16 protein-coding genes are annotated in these 17,982 nt (G+C 64.8%); 6 read left to right on the forward strand and 10 right to left on the reverse strand.

Annotated elements, in window-relative coordinates; all coding sequences use genetic code 11:
- Positions 1–44: 44 nt before the first annotated feature.
- Positions 45–581, forward strand: a complete 537-nt coding sequence (locus JN279_RS03775) for an autotransporter (RefSeq protein ID WP_096452230.1) — start codon at positions 45–47, stop codon at positions 579–581.
- Positions 582–587: 6 nt separating this feature from the next.
- On the opposite strand, the gene JN279_RS03780 is transcribed toward JN279_RS03775, so the two are convergent.
- The 7 genes from JN279_RS03780 to JN279_RS03810 all read right to left on the reverse strand — a co-directional run bounded on the left by JN279_RS03780 (position 588) and on the right by JN279_RS03810 (position 8,492).
- Positions 588–1,661 carry a D-alanine:D-lactate ligase-like protein gene (locus tag JN279_RS03780; protein WP_096452228.1) on the reverse strand — a complete coding sequence of 358 codons (1,074 nt, stop codon included), beginning with the start codon at positions 1,659–1,661 and terminating at the stop codon, positions 588–590.
- A 148-nt stretch (positions 1,662–1,809) separates the two neighbouring features.
- The gene (locus tag JN279_RS03785) at positions 1,810–2,691 is read right to left on the reverse strand and encodes an SMP-30/gluconolactonase/LRE family protein (RefSeq protein ID WP_096452226.1); all 882 of its coding nucleotides are present in this window, start codon (positions 2,689–2,691) and stop codon (positions 1,810–1,812) included.
- Positions 2,691–3,329 carry a 2-dehydro-3-deoxy-6-phosphogalactonate aldolase gene (locus tag JN279_RS03790; RefSeq protein WP_096452224.1) on the reverse strand — a complete coding sequence of 213 codons (639 nt, stop codon included), beginning with the start codon at positions 3,327–3,329 and terminating at the stop codon, positions 2,691–2,693. The genes JN279_RS03785 and JN279_RS03790 overlap by 1 nt, the downstream gene beginning before the upstream one ends.
- Positions 3,326–4,276, reverse strand: a complete 951-nt coding sequence (locus JN279_RS03795; RefSeq protein WP_202352028.1) for a 2-dehydro-3-deoxygalactonokinase — start codon at positions 4,274–4,276, stop codon at positions 3,326–3,328. Before JN279_RS03795 ends, JN279_RS03790 begins: the two co-directional genes overlap by 4 nt.
- Positions 4,273–5,040 (reverse strand): SDR family NAD(P)-dependent oxidoreductase, encoded by a 768-nt coding sequence (locus JN279_RS03800; RefSeq protein WP_096452222.1) that lies wholly within the window; start codon positions 5,038–5,040, stop codon positions 4,273–4,275. Before JN279_RS03800 ends, JN279_RS03795 begins: the two co-directional genes overlap by 4 nt.
- Positions 5,041–5,196: 156 nt before the next feature.
- The gene (locus JN279_RS03805) at positions 5,197–6,546 is read right to left on the reverse strand and encodes a putative bifunctional diguanylate cyclase/phosphodiesterase (RefSeq protein WP_095202923.1); all 1,350 of its coding nucleotides are present in this window, start codon (positions 6,544–6,546) and stop codon (positions 5,197–5,199) included.
- Positions 6,547–6,698: 152 nt separating this feature from the next.
- The gene (locus JN279_RS03810) at positions 6,699–8,492 is read right to left on the reverse strand and encodes a GtrA family protein (RefSeq protein ID WP_202352029.1); all 1,794 of its coding nucleotides are present in this window, start codon (positions 8,490–8,492) and stop codon (positions 6,699–6,701) included.
- A 164-nt stretch (positions 8,493–8,656) separates the two neighbouring features.
- On the opposite strand from JN279_RS03810, the gene JN279_RS03815 reads away from it, so the two are divergent.
- The 4 genes from JN279_RS03815 to JN279_RS03830 all read left to right on the forward strand — a co-directional run bounded on the left by JN279_RS03815 (position 8,657) and on the right by JN279_RS03830 (position 12,743).
- Positions 8,657–9,646, forward strand: coding sequence for a glycosyltransferase (locus tag JN279_RS03815; RefSeq protein ID WP_202352030.1), 990 nt, complete (start codon positions 8,657–8,659; stop codon positions 9,644–9,646).
- A 3-nt stretch (positions 9,647–9,649) separates the two neighbouring features.
- Positions 9,650–10,024 (forward strand): GtrA family protein, encoded by a 375-nt coding sequence (locus JN279_RS03820; protein ID WP_202352031.1) that lies wholly within the window; start codon positions 9,650–9,652, stop codon positions 10,022–10,024.
- Positions 10,025–10,095: 71 nt separating this feature from the next.
- Positions 10,096–11,037, forward strand: coding sequence for a glutathione synthase (gshB, locus tag JN279_RS03825; protein ID WP_202352032.1), 942 nt, complete (start codon positions 10,096–10,098; stop codon positions 11,035–11,037).
- A 173-nt stretch (positions 11,038–11,210) separates the two neighbouring features.
- Complete coding sequence (locus tag JN279_RS03830) at positions 11,211–12,743, forward strand: YifB family Mg chelatase-like AAA ATPase (protein WP_202352033.1); 1,533 nt, start codon at positions 11,211–11,213, stop codon at positions 12,741–12,743.
- A 118-nt stretch (positions 12,744–12,861) separates the two neighbouring features.
- Here the strand turns inward: JN279_RS03830 and JN279_RS03835 are convergent, their stop codons facing one another.
- From JN279_RS03835 to JN279_RS03845, 3 genes are all read right to left on the reverse strand, one after another.
- A complete protein-coding gene (locus JN279_RS03835) occupies positions 12,862–13,452 on the reverse strand; it encodes a TetR/AcrR family transcriptional regulator (protein ID WP_202352034.1) in 591 nt (196 codons plus the stop codon).
- Between the two features lie 29 nt (positions 13,453–13,481).
- Positions 13,482–14,072 (reverse strand): DUF308 domain-containing protein, encoded by a 591-nt coding sequence (locus JN279_RS03840; protein WP_202352035.1) that lies wholly within the window; start codon positions 14,070–14,072, stop codon positions 13,482–13,484.
- A gap of 343 nt (positions 14,073–14,415) precedes the next feature.
- Positions 14,416–16,584, reverse strand: coding sequence for a malate synthase G (locus JN279_RS03845; RefSeq protein WP_202352036.1), 2,169 nt, complete (start codon positions 16,582–16,584; stop codon positions 14,416–14,418).
- Between the two features lie 442 nt (positions 16,585–17,026).
- Between JN279_RS03845 and JN279_RS03850 the strand changes: the two genes are divergently transcribed.
- Positions 17,027–17,968: an IS110 family transposase gene (locus JN279_RS03850; protein WP_096447894.1), complete on the forward strand. Its 942-nt coding sequence runs from the start codon at positions 17,027–17,029 to the stop codon at positions 17,966–17,968.
- The last annotated feature ends 14 nt before the right edge of the window (positions 17,969–17,982 follow it).

The raw sequence follows: 17,982 nt of genomic DNA on the forward strand, positions 1-17,982 counted from the left end.
CATCTTAGCTATTCTAACTGAGCATCTCAGTCAGGAGCTGTGGCATGCCTCTATCCGCCGACTCCCCTCTCTACCCCGCCATCACGGATATCGTCAACGCGGCGGCCGGCGCCAATCCCTTCGATGAGGTCAGGGCCGTCTTGAGCGACTATACCAACCGCTTCCATGCGCTCGGCGGCCTGGTTCACGAGGAGGAGGACGACGAGCTCTTGCTGCATGCCAGCCCGCAGCTGACGATCTACCACATCACGCTTTCGCCCGGGGTGCAGTATCCGCCGCACAACCATCTGATGGACGCCCTGATCGGCATCTATTGCGGCGGCGAGACCAATTTCATCTACCCGCTCGCCGGCGAAGAGGTCGATGCGCCGGAGCGGCAGGATTTTTCGGCGCCCGCGCTGGTGCACATGTCTTCCAACACCATTCACTCGGTCGCCAATACCGGCAGTGCCCGTTCCGGCGCCCTGCACGTCTATCTCGGCGATCTGCCAGGCACCGACCGCCAACTGTGGAGCCTGGCCGACAACCGGCCGGAGCCGTTCGACAATGGCCGGTACATGGCCGGCGCGCGGCCCATATAGGAAAGCCTAGCCGCCCCGATCCTGCCCGATAAGCCGGTTCGCGGCGGTTTCGGCCATGGCGTCGGCAAGCTCCAGGCCCCATTGCGACCGGCAGTAGGCGCGGAAATCGAAGCAGGGAAGGCCGGGGCAGACTTCGAACTCGATCAGGTGGACTGTGCCGTCGGCCTCGAGGCGCAGATCGACGGAGAACACGTCGCGGAGGCCAAGCCCGCTGATCAGCCGCCCGGCGATCGCTCTGATCCTGGCGTCGGCCCCCGGCTGGACGTCGGCGACGGCAACAAGCTCCGGTTCGGCATAAAGTCCTGCCGCCTTCGCCGCCTCGCCGGTTTCGCCGTAGAGCGCCATGCTGTCCGCCATGGTCTGGAAATCGCCGCCGGAATCGACAAAGGCGATGCCGAGCGCTTCGATGCCGGTTTGCGGCGTCAGCCCGAGGAAGCTGGCGCGCACGTTGCGGCCGGCGACATAGGGCTGCACGACGACATCGTCGCGATAGGCGGCGAAGACGCGCCGGCTAAGCTCCAGCGCATGATCGAGATTGCTGCTGCGCGAATCCGGCCAGATGCCGATCTTGGCGCCAAGCCGGTTGGGCTTGATGAACCAGCCGGCGGCGGAAGCCGGCGGCTCGACCAGCCATTTGCCGTCGCGGGCAAGGCCGGCCTGCGGCACCGGCAGGCCGAGCGCACCAAGCACGGCACCGGAACGGAACTTGTCCTGGCAGAGCGCGAACAGCGCATCATCGGCGCCGATCGTCCGCAACCCCTTGAGCCGGGCCAGCGCGGGCGCGGCGCTACCGCGGAAATAGGCGACGCCGTCGGACAGCGTCCAGACCAGCGTGCTTTCCGCATCCGCACCCGCCAGCGCCGCGGCGGCATCATCGAGCGCCACCGGCGCAAAGGCGAGACCGCGCGCCGCGCAGGCGGCGGCAAGTGCAGCAAAGTCGGGGGCGATATCCGTCGACTGCGCCAGGTAGGACGAGATTTCGGTGGCGCGCTGCGACGGGAAACCGTCTGATATCAGGCGGTCGAAGCAAGCCTTTTCCGGCTCGTAGACAAGGATCAGCTTTGGCTTGCGGCTCGACATGAGATGAACGGTTCCCGGCGATGCGATCGCCTACCATCGCACGGCCGAGGCAAACGGCTTTCGCGAAACCGACCCAGACCGGACGCCTGCGTGACAGCACCGCCGGGAGCGGCGCCGATCGCCAGTCCGTTCAGATGATCGGCTCTGTTCAGGCGATCAGCACGCGCGGCTCGAAGCGGCCATTGACGGGAATGTCGAGCAGGAAAGTCATGCCGCCTTGCAGGTCGAGCAGGCGCTGCTTCTCATTCTTGCCCGACCAGGCCGATGTGACCGCCAGCCGATCGGCGTTCTTGCCGACGAAGGCCGGGCAGGATGGCTGTGTCACCGGCATGGCGACCGTGCGGACGAGCTTGCCGTCGGGTCCATAGGCCTCGATGACACTGCCGCCCCAGACGGCATTCCATAAGATGCCGTCGCGATCGAGCACCGAACCGTCGATATAGCCCTTGGCGGAACGGTGATCGACGAAGATCTTCGGCTCGCCGGCAGGCAGGCCGGTCGACGGGTCGCAGGCGACGCGCATCAGCAATCCGGTCGAGGTGTCGGTATAATAGGCAAGCGCGCCGTCGGCGGAAAAGCAGATCGAATTGGAGACGGTGATATCCGAAAACAGGCGGCGCAGTTCGCCCTTGAAGAACCAATAGATCGAGCCAGCGCCCTTTTCCTCGCCCTTGCCCATCGTGCCGGTCCAGAGCGCACCGCAGGGATGGACGCGGGAATCGTTGGAGCGGGTGACCGGATTGTCGGCTTCGACCGGCGTGTGCAGCGTCATCTTGCCGGTCGCAACGTCGCGGACAAAAAGCCCGGTCTCGGTGGCGATCAGCTGCCGCTTGTCGTCGATGATGGCGATGGCGCTGGCCATCTGGCCGAGCTCATGGACCTTGGTCGCGCCGCCGGACAGCTGCTTCTCCAGAAGCTGGCCGTTGACGATGTCGAACCAGAACAGCGCATCGGTGGCGGGATCGTAGCTCGGTCCTTCGCCGAGTTGGCAGACATGGTCGGAAAAAACCGAAACGATCGCTTCACTCATCATGCCTCTCCAAACACCGCATCCCAGGCAGCGACGGCGGCGTGCGCACGTGCCGCCACATCATCGACGCTCATGCCGGGCTTGAACAGGCTGGAACCAAGGCCGAAGACCGTGACGCCCACCGCCTTGTAGCCGGCAAAATCCTTCTCCGAAACGCCGCCGACGGCGCCGACCAGGGTCTGCGCCGGCAGCACCGCCCGGATGGCCGAAATGCCGCCCGCGCCGAGCGCACTCGCCGGAAAGAATTTCAGCGCCGAGGCGCCCAGGCGGATCGCCTGGAAGGCCTCGGTGGGCGTGAATACGCCGGGCATGGTCACCATGCCGTAATGCATGGCGCGCACCATCACTTCGGCATCGATGTTGGGACTGACCAGGAGCCGCCCACCGGCCTTGTGCAGGCCGTCGACATCGGCCGCCGTCAGCACCGTGCCGGCGCCGACCAGGGCTGACTTCGGCAGCACTTCGGCAATCCTGGCGATCGACGAGAAGGGCTCGGGCGAGTTGAGCGGCACTTCGATCGCCTCGATGCCGGCGTCGAACAGCGCCTGCCCCATCGCAATCGCTTCCGCGGGTTTCAGTCCACGCAGGATGGCGACCAGCCCACGCTTGAGTTTCGGAAAGGCTGCGGTCTGTGTCATTTGGCGGCTCCAATCATGCCGTTCTCGCGCGCGGCCTCGATGAGGCCAGCGCGCACCGCTTCATCGGCGTCGACGGTGCGGACGGCAAGCCCGGCAAAGCCAAGTGCGGCTTGGTAGAGCACAGCGAGCGCACCCGAGGCAATCAGCACGACCGGCGCATCGCCGGCGCCATAGCGGCGCTTTGCCGAGGCGATCTCACCGCCGATCAGAAGCCCGGACAGGCAGGCCGCCGCATCTTCCGACTTCAGGTCCTGCAGGAGCCCGGCGGCGCGGATGGCAAACAGTTTCGAGGTGACGTCGCCACCCTCGCCAAGCGCCCGTTCGCACCATTGCCGGAAGAACGGGCTGTCGCTCGTGACCGGGGCGGGATGCTCGCCCAGCGAATGCTTGAGGATCGAATGCGCTGAAAGCACCGAGAACAACTCGCCGGTCGGCCATGTGCCGAAGCCGGCCACCGCGCCGTCCTCGACCAGCACCCATTTCGAATGGGTGCCGGGCATACAGGCGAGATGCCGCCCCTTTGCCGGCAAACCAGCACCGGCAAGCTGTGTCTCCTCACCGCGCATGACATCGGGCGCATCGGCCAGGCGCTGGGCGAGGCCCGGCACGATGCGGATGTCGCGGCGCTCGCCCTCGATGCGGGCGGCGCCGCGCAGTATGGCGCCGATCGGCGCCGGCACGGTCACATAGGGCGCCTCGATCCAGCCCTGTCGGGAACCGGCCATGCCGCAGATGATGACGGGCAGCGCCTCAGGCGCGCCCATGGCGGCCAAATGGCCCTCTAGGACGTTGGAGAACCCCTTTTCGCGCGCGGTGATCAGGCCGTCATCGCCGCGACGCTCGGCAAGCACCTTGCCGCTGCCGTCGATCAGCCATGCCCGGAGCCGGGTCGTGCCCCAGTCGAGCGCCGCTACCGCCGGCATGTTGTTGGCAAATTCTGGGCTCACAGGAAACCCCCGTCGACGATCAGCATCTGCGCCGTCAGCATGCGCGAGGCGTCCGAGGCCAGGAACAGCACCGTGCCGACCATGTCGTCCGGCCGCATGATCTCCTTGATGCACTGCTTGGCGACATGGGCGGCAAGCGCCCCTTCGGTCACCCAGCGTTCCTGCTGCCGTTCGGTGATCACCCAGCCGGGCGCGACGGCGTTGACGCGGATGCGGTCAGGCCCGAGCTTGCCGGCCAGGCCCTTGGTGAGGCCGAGGATGCCGGCCTTGGCGGCGGTGTAGGCCGGCATGTCGGGGTGGTTGATGAGGTAGGATGTCGAGGTGAAATTGATGATCGAGCCGCCGCCGGCCCGCTTCATGCCCGGCGCCACCGCCTGCGCGGTGAAGAAATGTGGTCTGAGGTTAATCGCCTGGTTGTTGTCCCAGAACTCCACCGTCACGTCCTCGACGGCGTGACGCTCGTCCCAGGCGGCATTGTTGATCAACACCGTGACGTCGCCATGCGCCTCTGCCGCCTTGGCCGCCGAGGCGCGTAGCGCCTCGATGTCGCGCAGATCGGTCTTGAGGTAGAGCGGCCGGCGGCCGAATTCCTTCTCGATGCGGTCGGAAAGCAGCGTGCTCGGGCCATCGGCGATATCGATGAAGGCGACATTGGCGCCCTGGCGCACAAAACCCTCGGTCAGCGCCGCGCCGATCCCGGAACCGCCGCCGGTGATCAGCACCGAGGCACCCCTGAGGTCGGCAAAATCCGCCGATGGCATCATCTTTCTCGTCTCCCAGCGTGAACGGCGCGCATCCTAGCCACGCAAGTCGCGCGGGCAAGGGCGAAACGGCGGATTTGCAGGCTTATGTCAGACAAAACGACAATGCGCCGCACTCGGCGCAAAGTCGCGACGGCTGGACAGCGCCGAAAGCGCCGGTCAGATCGCCTTGGCGCGCAGCGCGCCGCGGAAGGAATCGCGGAGATAGCCGAGCGTGGCGTCGGCATCGACCGGCTTGCCGAACAGATAGCCCTGCCCGCCGGCGCAGCCGAACTGGACCAGGCGGTCGGCCTGCGCTTCCTCCTCAATGCCTTCGGCGACCACATCCATGCCCAAACCTTCGCACATGGCGAGAATGGCGCGGATGATGTGTTCGGACGGGCGGTCGTCGAGGATGGAAGAGACGAAGGCGCGGTCGATCTTGAGCTTGTCGAAATGGAATTCGCGCAAGCGGCCAAGCGAGGACTGGCCGGTGCCGAAATCGTCGAGCGAGACGCGGATGCCGACGCGGCGCAGATCCTCGACGATCTGCGCTGCCGAGGCCGGGTCGTTCATCAGGCCGGTCTCGGTGATCTCGATCTCCAGCCGGCGCGGATCGAAGCCGGTGCGGTCGAGGATCGCCAATATGTGCAGGCCGGTGTTCTGGTCGACGAGCTGCGAGGGCGACAGGTTGAAGGACAGGAACAGGTCACTCGGCCAGCTTCGGGCCGCCTCGGTCGCCTTGCGCAGCACCAGTTGCGACAGCGGGCCGATGATGCCGCGTTCCTCGGCGATGGGAATGAAGACGGTCGGCGGGACGGCGCCGAGATCACGATCGGTCCAGCGCGCCAGCGTCTCGAAGCCGATGGTGCGGCGCGTGGTGAGGTCGACGATCGGCTGGAAATGCGGCTCCACCTCACCGGCGGAGACGGCGCGGCGCAGCGCCTGCTCGATGCGGGTGACGCGCTTGGCCGCCTCTTCCATCTCGCGTGTGTAGACGACGACGCGGCCACGGCCGGAGCGCTTGGCGTGGTAGAGCGCCGTTTCGGCCTTGTTGATGAGAATCTCGGTGGTCTCGTCGCCGGAATAGAACAACGAGCAGCCGACCGAGGCCGACAGCCTGGCGGTGCGTTCGCCGACATCATAGGGCGCCGACAGGATCTCGATCAGCATGCGGGATTTTTCCGCCGCCGCTTCCTCGGAGAACACCAGCGGATAGAGGAAGGCGAATTCGTCGGCGCCGATGCGGCAGACCGTCGAATGGCCGTCCATCGAGGCGCGCAGCCGCATGGCGACCTGGATCAGGATGTCGTCGCCGGCCTTGTGGCCAAACAGATCGTTGATCGGCTTGAAGCCGTCGAGGTCGAGAATGCCAACGGTGAAAGGGGCGGGATCGTCGGCACGGTCGCTGATCAGGCGATCGACCTTGTCGAAGAAGCGGCGATGGTTGCCAAGCCCGGTCAACGGATCGGTGAAGGCCAGATCCGTGCTTTCCCTGTTTGCCTGACCGGTGCCAAACGAAGTTTGCATCGGTGTCCCTGTTTGCGACGTCGGATTTCTTTCCAGACTGGCAGCAAACCCTTTAGGAAACGTATCCCCAAATCGATTATTCGCGGGTAAAATGCATTGCCTTGGGGAAGGTCGATGCGACTGGGGTCAACCCCTTGATTTCAGACCGATCTTCAGCCGTTTGGCCGGACGCGATAGAGCTCGAGCGGGGCGCCGCGCGTCTCCGCCACCGGCTCCAGCCAGTCGGGTACGCTGCCGCGCATCAGCCCGGCGAGAAAACCGTCCGGCGCCTTGGCCGCGAACAGCCGGCTTTCGGTGTTGCCGCGGCAAAGCGCGACAAGGCCGACATGATGGTTTTGGACGATTGTCTTGGCGTCGGCGGCCGAGCCCAGCAAGGCATCGAACACCAGCAGGTTTCCGATGACGTTGCGATGGTAGGGGCCGGCGAACACGCGATGGCCGGTAAAGGCGAGGATCGGCGAGCCAAGATTGGAGATGGCAAGCACCGTGGTGGGGGCCATCGCGCCAAGTGCCGCGAACGAAGCCTTGCTGTTGCAAGGCGCATCGATGCTGGCGTCCTTGGCAGGCGTGCCGGTTTCGAAAGCGTTCGATGCGGCTTGAGCGGCGCCCGACCAGATTGCATTGACCGAGATCACCCAGGCCGCGGCCATCCTGAGCACCGAGCCGCTGGATGGGTTGGCCTCGGCCCGCTGCCGCCATTTGGCGATCCAGGCCGAAAGCGGGATCACCGCGAAGGCGATGGAGAAGGTCGAGCCGCGCACTTCCCAGGCGCTGACCAGGACCGCCACCACCAGCAGCGCGCCGACGAGGCTGTCCTGCCGCCGCCAGCCGCCACGGCTGAAGTGAAGCGCCATCAGCACGATCGCCACCAGAGGGGTGGCAAAACGCGCCACGGCCCTGGCCGGGTCATCGGAGACGAGCTGGACGATCGACTGCGCCTCTTCGATATAGCCGAGCCACATCTGCTGCAGGCGCGGGTCGAGATGGGCATAGGGCGCCGCCAGGCATTGCGGGAACAGCAACGCGACGACGAGGGCGAGCGCGGCGGCAAGCAGGCCAAGCGCCATCAGGCGCCGGGTGGCTGTGGCATGGGCGGCCCTCAAGGAGGCGATGGCCGCCAGACCGGCGCCGGCAAGCCCGGTAACCGCGAACTGCACGACCGAGAATGTGTCGCACTGGGCCTGGCCCCAGGATGAGACGGGGACGGTGGTGACGAAGACGAGAGCCGAGACCCCGGCGACGCCGAGGCCGAAATCCCTGGCGATCAGCCTTTCGCCGTCACCCTTGACGAGGAACAGCAGCGCGACGACGGCGCCGAGGGCGCCGGCATAGGGAGCGCTTTCCATGCCGATGGCCAAGGTCAGCGTGGCGCAGATGCCGGCGACAAGGGCCGCCAGCCGGCGCGTGGGCGCCTCGAGCAGCAGAATGAGGCTCGCCAGCGTCAGCATCAGCTGGACATTGTGGTGATCGAGCGCACCGGGCGAAAAGATGCCGATATAGTACAAGGCCGCGCCACCGACGACGGCAGCGGGCAGCACCGCATGCGGGCCGGCGGAAGCGCGCGCGGCGCGGATGATGAAGAAGATGGCGAGAAAGAACTGCAGAGTGGGCCAGAGTATCTGCACGATCTGTTCGGACAGGGCAGTGCTGCCTGTCAGGGCCGAAACGGCAAGGATGGCAAGCGCCAGCGGCGCGTCGAGCAGCCGCGACCAGTGCATGACGAAGCCGCCTTCCAGCCCCATCCTGTACTGGTGCAGGTCGAACCAGCCCTGGCCGGCCATGAGGTCGCGGACTTCGACCAGTTGCAGCAGGCTGTCATTGTCACCGGCCGGATTGGCCAGTTGCGCGAACCCGGCATAGGCATTGAGCGCCAGCAGCAGCAAGGCGGCAAGCAGCGCGAACGCGATATCGGACTTCCCCGTGGAAGTTCCCGTTGCTGTGCCCATCCCGATCGCCCCTGGCGGGAATGCCGGGCCTTTCCAAGCCAATCGACACTCATGAAGTCGGCCTTAAACCTAGCCTTAACGGCTTCAATAAATAGTAAAACCGCCTGAACGAGGCCGGTTTCCGGCGCGCGACCGTATGGTCGACAAGGCATTCGGAGACGAAAATGCCCCAAGACCCTGTCATCGCCGTCCTCCTGCCTTGCTACAATGAGGAGCTGACCATCGCCGAGGTGGTGCGGCGGTTCCGCGAGACGCTGCCGGCCGCCACGATCTATGTCTATGACAACAATTCGAAGGATCTGACGGCGCTCCGCGCCCGCGCGGCTGGCGCCATCGTCGTGCGCGAGCCGCGCCAGGGCAAGGGCAATGTGGTGCGGCGCATGTTCGCCGACATCGACGCCGACATCTATCTGATGGCCGATGGCGACGGCACCTACGCGCCCGAGGACGCGCCGCAGCTGATCAACACGCTGCTGACCGAGCGTAGCGACATGGTGGTGGGCACCAGGCGCGGTGTCACCGACGATGCCGGCCGGGCCGGCCATGCCTTCGGCAACCGTGCCTTCAACAGTCTCTACCAATGGCTGTTCGGCAGCGATTTCAGCGACATCTTCTCCGGCTACCGCGTCTTCACCCGGCGCTTCGTCAAGAGCTTTCCCGCCGTCTCCGGCGGCTTCGAGATCGAGACCGAAATGTCGGTGCATGCTTCGCAGCTCAAATTGCCGGTCAGCGAAATCGCGCTCGACTATGGCCGTCGTCCGGAGGGCTCGTCGTCGAAGCTGTCGACCTTCCGCGACGGCGCCAAAATTCTCTGGATGTTCGCCATGCTGATGAAGGAGACGCAGCCGCTGCGCTTCTTCGGCGCCTTTTCGCTGTTCTTCCTCGCCTCGAGCCTGTTCCTGATGGCGCCGGTGCTGGTCGAATTCGCCGAAACCGGTCTCGTGCCACGCATGCCGACCTGGGTGCTGTCGGTCGGCCTGCTGCTCTTGTCGATGCTGGCGGCGGTGACCGGACTGATCCTCGATTCCGTCTCGCGCGGGCGCGCCGAACAGAAGCGTATTTTCTACCTCTCCATGCCTTCCGGCCGTGTCGAGCGCAGCGCCACCGAGGTGGTGCGGAAGCCGCAACCGGGCAAGACCCCGCGCGCGGCCTGAACGATGCAACGCCTTGTCCGGTTTGTCTTCGCCGGCGGCATCGGTTTCGCCGCCGACGCGGCAGTGCTCTGGCTGCTGCTGGCCATCACGCCGCTCGGGCCGTTCGTCGCCCGCATGCTGTCGATCGGCTTCGCGCTCTGCGTCACCTGGCAGATCAACCGGCATCTGACCTTCTCGCCCTCGCGCCGTGGCGTGGCAGAGGAGGGCGCCCGCTATGGCGGCGTCGGCATCGCCACCAGCATCGTCAATTATCTCGTCTATTCCGCGATCCTGCTCGCGCTGCCGGCGGCGCCGCCGCTGGTGGCCCTCGCCATAGCCTCGCTGGCCGCCATGGCGCTGTCCTTCCTGGGCTACTCCAGGCTGGTCTTCGACCGTTAACGGCGTGGCCCGATTGGCAGAAGGCGCGGCGACCCTTATATCGCTCTCGTCGACTGCGCTGGGGACCCGCCATGAAGCTGAAAATCGCCGTCCAGATGGACCATATCTCCACCGTGTCGATCGCCGGCGACACCTCGTTCGCGCTGTCACTGGAAGCGCAGCGGCGCGGCCATCAATTGTTCCACTACACGCCCGACCGGCTGTCGCTGCGCGACGGCAAGGTGTTTGCCCGCATCGAGGAGATGCAGGTGCGCGACGAGAAGGGCAGCCATTATTCGCTGGGCGAGAAGGTGCGCACCGACCTGTCGGAGATGGACGTGGTCCTGCTGCGCCAGGATCCGCCCTTCGACATGAACTACATCACCACCACGCACATCCTCGAGCGCATCCACCCGAAGACGCTGGTCGTCAACGACCCGGCCTGGGTGCGCAACAGCCCTGAAAAGATCTTCGTCACCGAGTTTGCCGACCTGATGCCGGACACGCTGATCACCAAGGATCCGCTGGAAGTCGCCGCCTTCCGCAAGGAGTTCGGCGACATCATCGTCAAGCCGCTCTACGGCAATGGCGGCGCCGGCATCTTCCATCTGCACGAGGCCGACCGCAACCTCGCCTCGCTGCTCGAAATGTTCGGCCAGCTGTTCCGCGAGCCCTATATCGTGCAGCGCTACCTCAAGGAGGTGCGCAAGGGCGACAAGCGCATCATCCTGATTGACGGCGAGCCGGTCGGTGCCATCAACCGGGTGCCGGCCGAGCATGACTCCCGCTCCAACATGCATGTCGGCGGCAGCGCCGAAAAGACCGAGCTGACGGAGCGCGAGCGCGAGATCTGCGCCCGTATCGGACCGGCATTGAAGGCACGCGGCTTTATCCTGGTCGGCATCGACGTCATCGGCGACTATATGACCGAGATCAACGTGACGTCACCGACCGGCGTGCGCGAAGTGCAGCGTTTCGGCGGCGCCGACATTGCCAGCCTGTTCTGGGATGCGGTCGAGGGCAAGCGGAAGTAGCCCGTTTTCATTTCGTATTAACCATGTTCCGTTTCCGCAACCGGGCGCAATCCAGCTGCAACCCTTGCGATTGCCCGTTCTTGTAATGTTCTTGATTTGACCGGGAAACTGTGATTGTCTTCCCGAGTGGCCATTCTCGGCCAATCGCATGGGTTGTGGCCCCGGGGGCAAACATGGTGGCGCGGGTTCGCACGGTCGCTTTCCAGGGCATCGAGGCCGTGCCGGTCGACGTGCAGGTGATGATCGCGCCCGGCAAAGTCGGCATGCAGATCGTCGGCCTGCCCGACAAGGCGGTCGCCGAAAGCCGCGAACGCGTGCAGGCCGCGCTCCATGCCTCCGGCCTGTCGATGCCGTCGAAGAAAGTGACGGTCAATCTGGCGCCCGCCGATTTGCCCAAGGAAGGCAGCCATTACGATCTGCCGATCGCGCTTGGCCTGATGGCCGCCCTTGGTGCCATTCCGGGCGACATGCTGGCCGGTTATGTCGTGCTTGGCGAACTCTCGCTCGACGGCACCATTGCCGCCGTCGCCGGTGCCTTGCCGGCGGCGATCGGCGCCAATGCCGAGGGCAAGGGCCTGATCTGCCCATTCGCCTGCGGCCCGGAAGCGGCCTGGGCCGGCAAGGATTTCGACATTCTGGCGCCGCGCAGCCTGATCGCCATCGCCAACCATTTCCGTGGCACGCAGGTGCTGTCGCGCCCCGAAGCCGGCATCCATGCCGCGGCGCGCGACCTGCCCGACCTTGCCGACATCAAGGGCCAGGAGACCGCCAAGCGGGCGCTGGAAGTGGCGGCGGCCGGCGGCCACAACCTGTTGATGGTCGGCCCGCCAGGCTCGGGAAAATCGATGCTGGCGCAGCGGCTGCCGTCGATCCTGCCGCCGCTGGCGCCGAAGGAATTGCTTGAAGTCTCGATGATCGCCTCGGTGGCGGGCGAGCTCGGCGAAGGCAAGCTGACCGACCGGCGGCCGTTCCGCGCCCCGCATCATTCGGCCTCGATGGCGGCGATGGTCGGTGGCGGGCTGCGCGCGCGGCCGGGCGAAGTGTCGCTGGCGCATCACGGCGTGCTGTTCCTCGACGAATTCCCCGAATTCACGCCGCAGACGCTCGATGCACTGCGCCAGCCGCTGGAGACCGGCGACTGCATGATCGCGCGCGCCAACCACCGCGTCACCTATCCGGCGCGCATCCAGCTGGTGGCGGCGATGAACCCGTGCCGCTGCGGCATGGCCGGCGAGCCGGGCTATCGCTGCCTGCGCGGCGAACGCTGCCGCACCGACTACCAGGCGCGCATTTCCGGTCCGCTGCTCGACCGCATTGATCTCAGGATCGAAGTGCCGGCGGTTTCGGCCAGCGACCTGATCCGGCCTGACCGGGCGGAGAAGAGTGCAGCCGTGGCACTGCGCGTGGCCCGCGCCCGCACCCTCCAGCGCGAGCGTTTCGAACGGCTCGGCGTGACCAGCGCCACAACCAACGCCCATTGCGCACCTTCTGTCATCGAAGACATCGCCATGCCCGACGCAGCCGGCCTGTCGCTGCTCAAGGACGCCAGCGAAAAGCTCGCCTTTTCCGCACGCGCCTATCACCGGGTGCTGAAAGTGGCGAGAACGCTCGCCGATCTCGACGCCAGCGAAACCGTCGGCCGCATCCATCTGGCCGAGGCGATTTCCTATCGCATGAGTTCGGAACGGGTGGCGCAGGCGGCCTGACTTCCGTGCCGCGCGTTGCAGCAGACGAAGCTCTGACATCGTGCTCTGAGATGCCGTTGATGGGGTTCTGCCGAAGGATGCCGAACGATTGCGCGGGCAGCGTAGTCGAGAGGCTTCCCTAGTCAGCCGTCCGGGGAATAAGCCTCTGCAGGGTCGGTGTCATGATCATGCCGAAGGTCAAGGTATCGCCGTAAGCCCGAGCAGAGAGCATCGCCCCATGCACGGTCGCCATGAAGGCTTCCGCTTCCACGCGCGGCGCACCCGATATTGTCAGTGTCCTCTGTTCAGCGCCGCGCTCGATGACGCCAGACAGCCATCCCGAGAGGAACCGAAAATACGCCCGCACTTCCACGGCAACCTCCGGCGGAAGGGCCGGCAGTTCGCTGGCAAGCAGCGCGCAGACACAGAACGGCACACTCGCATCCTCGATGCATCGGGCCCAGATGCCGGCATAGGCCCGAAGCAACGCCGGCGGCTCGGGGACGTCGCGCTCGAGCCCTCCCATGCCCGTGACAGCCTCCTCGAGGTAGCGCTTGAGCAGGGTCCGCACGAGGTCGACCTTGCTGGGGAAATGGTGGTGGATGCTGGCTTTGCGGATGCCGATCACTTCGGCGATATCGGCGTAGCTGAAGCCATTGTACCCGCCGGCGACGATGAAGGTTCGCGCGGCGGCCAGGATCTCATCGGCAGTGTTCGAAGGCTTGCTCATGCACGTACCTGCCTTTCCGCAAGGGGACTTTAACTTGCGACCCGCGGCGACTTGCGAAGGACGTCGCTCACCGACAGCCATAGAGCGGACACAAGGAAGTAGAAGGCACCGAACGCGGCATAGGGCGCAACATTGGTGATGCCAATGATCTCCGTGCCGCCGGCCATCTTGACGAAGAAGACACCTGCCAGCGCGGATTGGGCGCCGCTCAGTATCATCGCCCATTGCGCACCGTTGGTTTTCCAGCGGCGCACCGCCGTCAGGAGCTGAAGCACGCCGGAGACAACCGCCCAGACGCCGTAGACCGAAAGCACCGCGTTCATGCTGTGACCGAGCGCTATGGCAATTGCAATCGCGGTGACGATGCTGACGACGAAATTGAGCAATTGCGACTTGTTGCGGCTAAGTCCGCCCGTGCGCCGGGCGTCGATGTAGTTCGCCAGAGCGTCCCATGCGGGGTAGGCAACCAGCATAGCGGCAGCGAGTGGCGGGCTGCTCTTCGCGACTGTGAAAGCCGCCGCAACCCAGGCCGCCGATACGGCAAAGCGCAGATAATAATAGCTTTTTAGCCAGCCGTTCGATGACGGGGCGCGGCTCTGATCATTAATTTGTCCAGGCATGATGGGGACCTTTCGTTTCAATTACCTACCAACTAGTAGGTAGACACCAAACCGTCAAGGCGTCTGGAACCGATTGCCGGTCACGTCGACATCTCATTTATGTGATCGAGGGCTCGATCTCGTGACGCCGGTTCGCTGCGACGTTGGCGATTGGCGAAATCGGCGATGACAGCGTCTTTCTCCCCGTCACTGTACGGGGAGTTGAGGAGCGGTCCGCGAAGCGGTCGAAAAGCCAATTGCTTGGCTTTTCGAGTGACGAACGCCCGGCAGGGCAATGCGGGGCAGCGCGGACCGACGATACCTAATCGATCCGTTGCGTCAGGTCATTTCAACGCAAATCCGCTTAACCCTGCTTCGCCTTCAGCTCCAGCCGCCGCGCATGCAGCACCGGCTCGGTATAGCCATTCGGCTGAACCGTTCCCTTGAACACCAGGTCACAGGCGGCCTGGAAGGCGATTGAAGTGTCGAAGTCCGGCGCCATCGGCTGGTAGAGCGGATCGCCGACATTCTGGCGGTCGACAATGGCCGCCATGCGCTGCAGGGAATCGCGCACCTGGATTTCCGAGCACACTTTGTGGCGCAGCCAGTTGGCGATGTGCTGCGAGGAGATGCGCAGCGTGGCGCGGTCTTCCATCAGGCCGACATCGTTGATGTCGGGCACTTTCGAGCAGCCGACGCCCTGGTCGATCCAGCGCACGACATAGCCCAGGATACCTTGCGCATTGTTGTCGAGTTCGCGCTGGATCTCGTCGGGCGTCCAGTTCGGCCGCACCGCCACCGGCACCGACAAGATGTCGTCGAGCTTGGCCTTCGGCCGGCTCTTCAGCGCCGCCTGCACGGCATGCACATCGACCTTGTGATAGTGCGTGGCATGCAGGGTCGCGGCCGTCGGCGACGGCACCCAGGCGGTGTTGGCGCCGGCCTTGGGGTGGGCAATCTTCTGTTCCAGCATCGCCGCCATCAGGTCCGGCATTGCCCACATGCCCTTGCCGATCTGGGCGTGGCCGGCGAGCCCGCATTCGAGCCCGGTGTCGACATTCCACGCCTCATAGGCGGAAATCCAGGCGGCCTGCTTCATGTCGCCCTTGCGGATCATCGGGCCGGCTTCCATCGAGGTGTGAATCTCGTCGCCGGTGCGGTCGAGGAAGCCGGTGTTGATGAACACCACGCGCTCGCGTGCCGCGCGGATCGCCTCCTTGAGGTTGACGGTGGTGCGCCGCTCCTCATCCATGATGCCCATCTTGATGGTGTTTTTGGCCATGCCGAGCAAGGCCTCGACGCGATCAAAAATCTCGACGGCGAAGGCGACCTCCTCCGGCCCGTGCATCTTCGGCTTCACCACATACATCGAGCCGGCGCGGGAATTGGCGCGGCGGCCCTTCGCTCCGACATCGTGCAACGCGATCAACGCCGTTATCGCGGCATCCATGATGCCTTCCGGCACCTCGTTGCCGTCGCGGTCCAGGATCGCCGGATTGGTCATCAGGTGGCCGACATTCCGGACCAGCATCAGCGAGCGGCCGGGCACGGTGAGCTGGCCGCCGGCAGGCGCGGTGTAGACGCGGTCCGGGTTGAGCTTGCGGACGAAACTCTTCCCGCCCTTGACGATCTCTTCGGCCAGATCGCCCTTCATCAGGCCGAGCCAGTTGCGGTAGACGACAACCTTGTCCTCAGCATCCACCGCCGCGACCGAATCCTCGCAGTCCTGGATGGTGGTCAGCGCCGATTCCAGGATGACGTCGGCAATGCCGGCCGGATCGGTACGGCCGATCTGGTTGGCGCGGTCGATGACGATCTCGATATGCAGCCCGTTTTTCACCAGCAGCACGGCATCGGGGTTGGCGGCATCGCCGCGATAGCCGACGAATTGCCTGGGATCGGCCAGCGTGGTGCCGCCGGCGCCGGCGCTGAGCTTCAGCGCGCCGTGTGCCAGCGAAAGGCCGTTGACCCCGGCCCATTTGCCCGAGGTCAGCGGTGCGGCCTCGTCGAGGAAGCTCTTCGTCCACGCCACGACCTTGGCGCCACGTGCCGGATTGAAGCTCTTGCCCTTTTCCGCGCCGCCGGCATCGGGGATGGCGTCGGTGCCGTAGAGGGCGTCGTAGAGCGAGCCCCAGCGCGCATTGGCTGCGTTGAGCGCATAGCGCGCATTCATCACCGGCACGACCAGCTGCGGCCCGGCAACGACGGCGATTTCCGGATCGACATTCTCGGTCGACACGCTGAAGGCTGGCCCCTCGGCAACGAGATAGCCGATCTCCCTGAGGAAGCCCTTGTAGGCCTCCATGTCGATCGGCGCGCCATTGTCGCGATACCAGCCGTCGAGCTTTTCCTGCATGGCATCGCGTTTTTTGAGCAGCGCCCGGTTCTTCGGGGTGAGGTCGTGGACGATGGCCGAAAAACCGTTCCAGAACGCAACGGCCGCAATGCCGGTGCCAGGCAAGGCCTCGCCAGCTACAAAATCATGCAGCTCGCGGGCAATCCGCAATCCGGCGATCTCGATGCGATCGGTCATCAGGCTACTCCAGATGAAAGGCTTTGCGGGGCGTTTGGCATGTTGAGGTTGCAGGGTCAATTCAGCTTAGGGTGAAGGTGGGGCATTTTGACCTCGTTCGAAGTGCCGAGTGTTCGTCGTCCTAAGTGTTGTTTTCGCATGCATTCTGAACCGTTGCATTCTACTTCCAACGTCACGGCATGGATCCTAGGGTCTCCGCGACGTCGCTTCGCTCCTGCTCCGCCCTAGGATTGTTTGAGAAGGATCGGGTAGTTTGGCGGCCGGGACTGCGGCCCATCACAGCCAGCAGTCCCGGCGGCAGGCGACCGCCCTTAGGACCGGGTAACACCCGACGTCATCATGGTCCCTGCCGTCTTTGTCCGCCATCGCTTGGAGAGTTGATTGGCCGCTGGCTCGCGCCACGCCCGCAAACAATCCGAAGCCCGACAAGGATACCACCAGCATGGCCTTCTTGCACCAACAACCGCAAATGTGCCTCGGCTTCGACATCGCCAAGGACACCGTCACCGCCGCCGACGGGACTACCACCGGCACCATCCTCAATCAGCGCAGAGCTGTCCGTGCTTTCCTGAAGAGCTACAAACACATCGACCTTGTCGTGTGCGAGCCGACAGGCGGCCATGAAAGCCTACTGCTCGAAGAGTGCCTGCGCGCCGGCATTGCCTGCCATCGCGCCGACACGCTCAAGGTCAAGAGCTACATCCGCTCCTTCGGTACGCACGGCAAGAGCGATGCCATCGATGCCGCGATGTTGAGAGCCTACGGTCGTGAACGCTGGGCAAAACTGTCCCTTTGGCAGGCGCCCGATGCCGATGAGACCAGCCTGCGCGCGCTGGTTCGCCGCCGCCAGGAACTCATCACCATCAAGGTCGCAGAGAAGAACCGTGCCAAGGCACCTGGCGGCCGCAAGCTCGCGACCTCTTTCGAGGCCGTGATCAAAGTCGTCGAGCGCCAACTCCAAATCATCGATGCCGAGATCCGCGAACTGATCGCCAACAGCAGCGCCCTTAAGCATCGAGCCGCCATCTGCACGGCCATGGACAGTCTCGGCCCGATCGTGGCGGCCAAGCTCTTGGCTATCCTGCCCGAACTCGGCTCCATGACACGCCGCAAAGCTGCAGCCCTTGCTGGCCTTGCACCACACCCAAACGACAGCGGACAAAAGCAAGGCTACCGCAAAATCCGTGGCGGACGCCCTGATGTTAGAACCGCACTGTTCATGCCGGCCCTGCGCGCCGCAGCTGGAAAGGGCGAATTCGCACCCTTCTACAAACGCCTCGTCACCAACGGAAAAAAGCCGATGGTGGCAATCGCTGCCGTCATGCGAAAGATCATCGTTACCCTAAATGCAAGACTAAGGGACGCCGCCATTTCTCAGAGTTGATGACGAAGGCGCAG

The sequence above is a fragment of the Mesorhizobium sp. 113-1-2 genome, from assembly GCF_016756475.1.
Classification (GTDB): Bacteria; Pseudomonadota; Alphaproteobacteria; order Rhizobiales; family Rhizobiaceae; genus Mesorhizobium; species Mesorhizobium loti_C.

Bases quoted from the DNA above. Each gene is read 5' to 3' on its own strand.
- JN279_RS03790 (WP_096452224.1), bottom strand. From the start codon at position 3,329: ATGACACAGACCGCAGCCTTTCCGAAACTCAAGCGTGGGCTGGTCGCC.
- JN279_RS03845 (WP_202352036.1), bottom strand. From the start codon at position 16,584: ATGACCGATCGCATCGAGATCGCCGGATTGCGGATTGCCCGCGAGCTG.
- JN279_RS03820 (WP_202352031.1), top strand. From the start codon at position 9,650: ATGCAACGCCTTGTCCGGTTTGTCTTCGCCGGCGGCATCGGTTTCGCC.
- JN279_RS03780 (WP_096452228.1), bottom strand. From the start codon at position 1,661: ATGTCGAGCCGCAAGCCAAAGCTGATCCTTGTCTACGAGCCGGAAAAG.
- JN279_RS03775 (WP_096452230.1), top strand. From the start codon at position 45: ATGCCTCTATCCGCCGACTCCCCTCTCTACCCCGCCATCACGGATATC.
- JN279_RS03850 (WP_096447894.1), top strand. From the start codon at position 17,027: ATGGCCTTCTTGCACCAACAACCGCAAATGTGCCTCGGCTTCGACATC.
- JN279_RS03835 (WP_202352034.1), bottom strand. From the start codon at position 13,452: ATGAGCAAGCCTTCGAACACTGCCGATGAGATCCTGGCCGCCGCGCGA.
- JN279_RS03830 (WP_202352033.1), top strand. From the start codon at position 11,211: ATGGTGGCGCGGGTTCGCACGGTCGCTTTCCAGGGCATCGAGGCCGTG.
- JN279_RS03840 (WP_202352035.1), bottom strand. From the start codon at position 14,072: ATGCCTGGACAAATTAATGATCAGAGCCGCGCCCCGTCATCGAACGGC.
- JN279_RS03800 (WP_096452222.1), bottom strand. From the start codon at position 5,040: ATGATGCCATCGGCGGATTTTGCCGACCTCAGGGGTGCCTCGGTGCTG.
- JN279_RS03785 (WP_096452226.1), bottom strand. From the start codon at position 2,691: ATGAGTGAAGCGATCGTTTCGGTTTTTTCCGACCATGTCTGCCAACTC.
- JN279_RS03805 (WP_095202923.1), bottom strand. From the start codon at position 6,546: ATGCAAACTTCGTTTGGCACCGGTCAGGCAAACAGGGAAAGCACGGAT.
- JN279_RS03810 (WP_202352029.1), bottom strand. From the start codon at position 8,492: ATGGGCACAGCAACGGGAACTTCCACGGGGAAGTCCGATATCGCGTTC.
- gshB (WP_202352032.1), top strand. From the start codon at position 10,096: ATGAAGCTGAAAATCGCCGTCCAGATGGACCATATCTCCACCGTGTCG.
- JN279_RS03815 (WP_202352030.1), top strand. From the start codon at position 8,657: ATGCCCCAAGACCCTGTCATCGCCGTCCTCCTGCCTTGCTACAATGAG.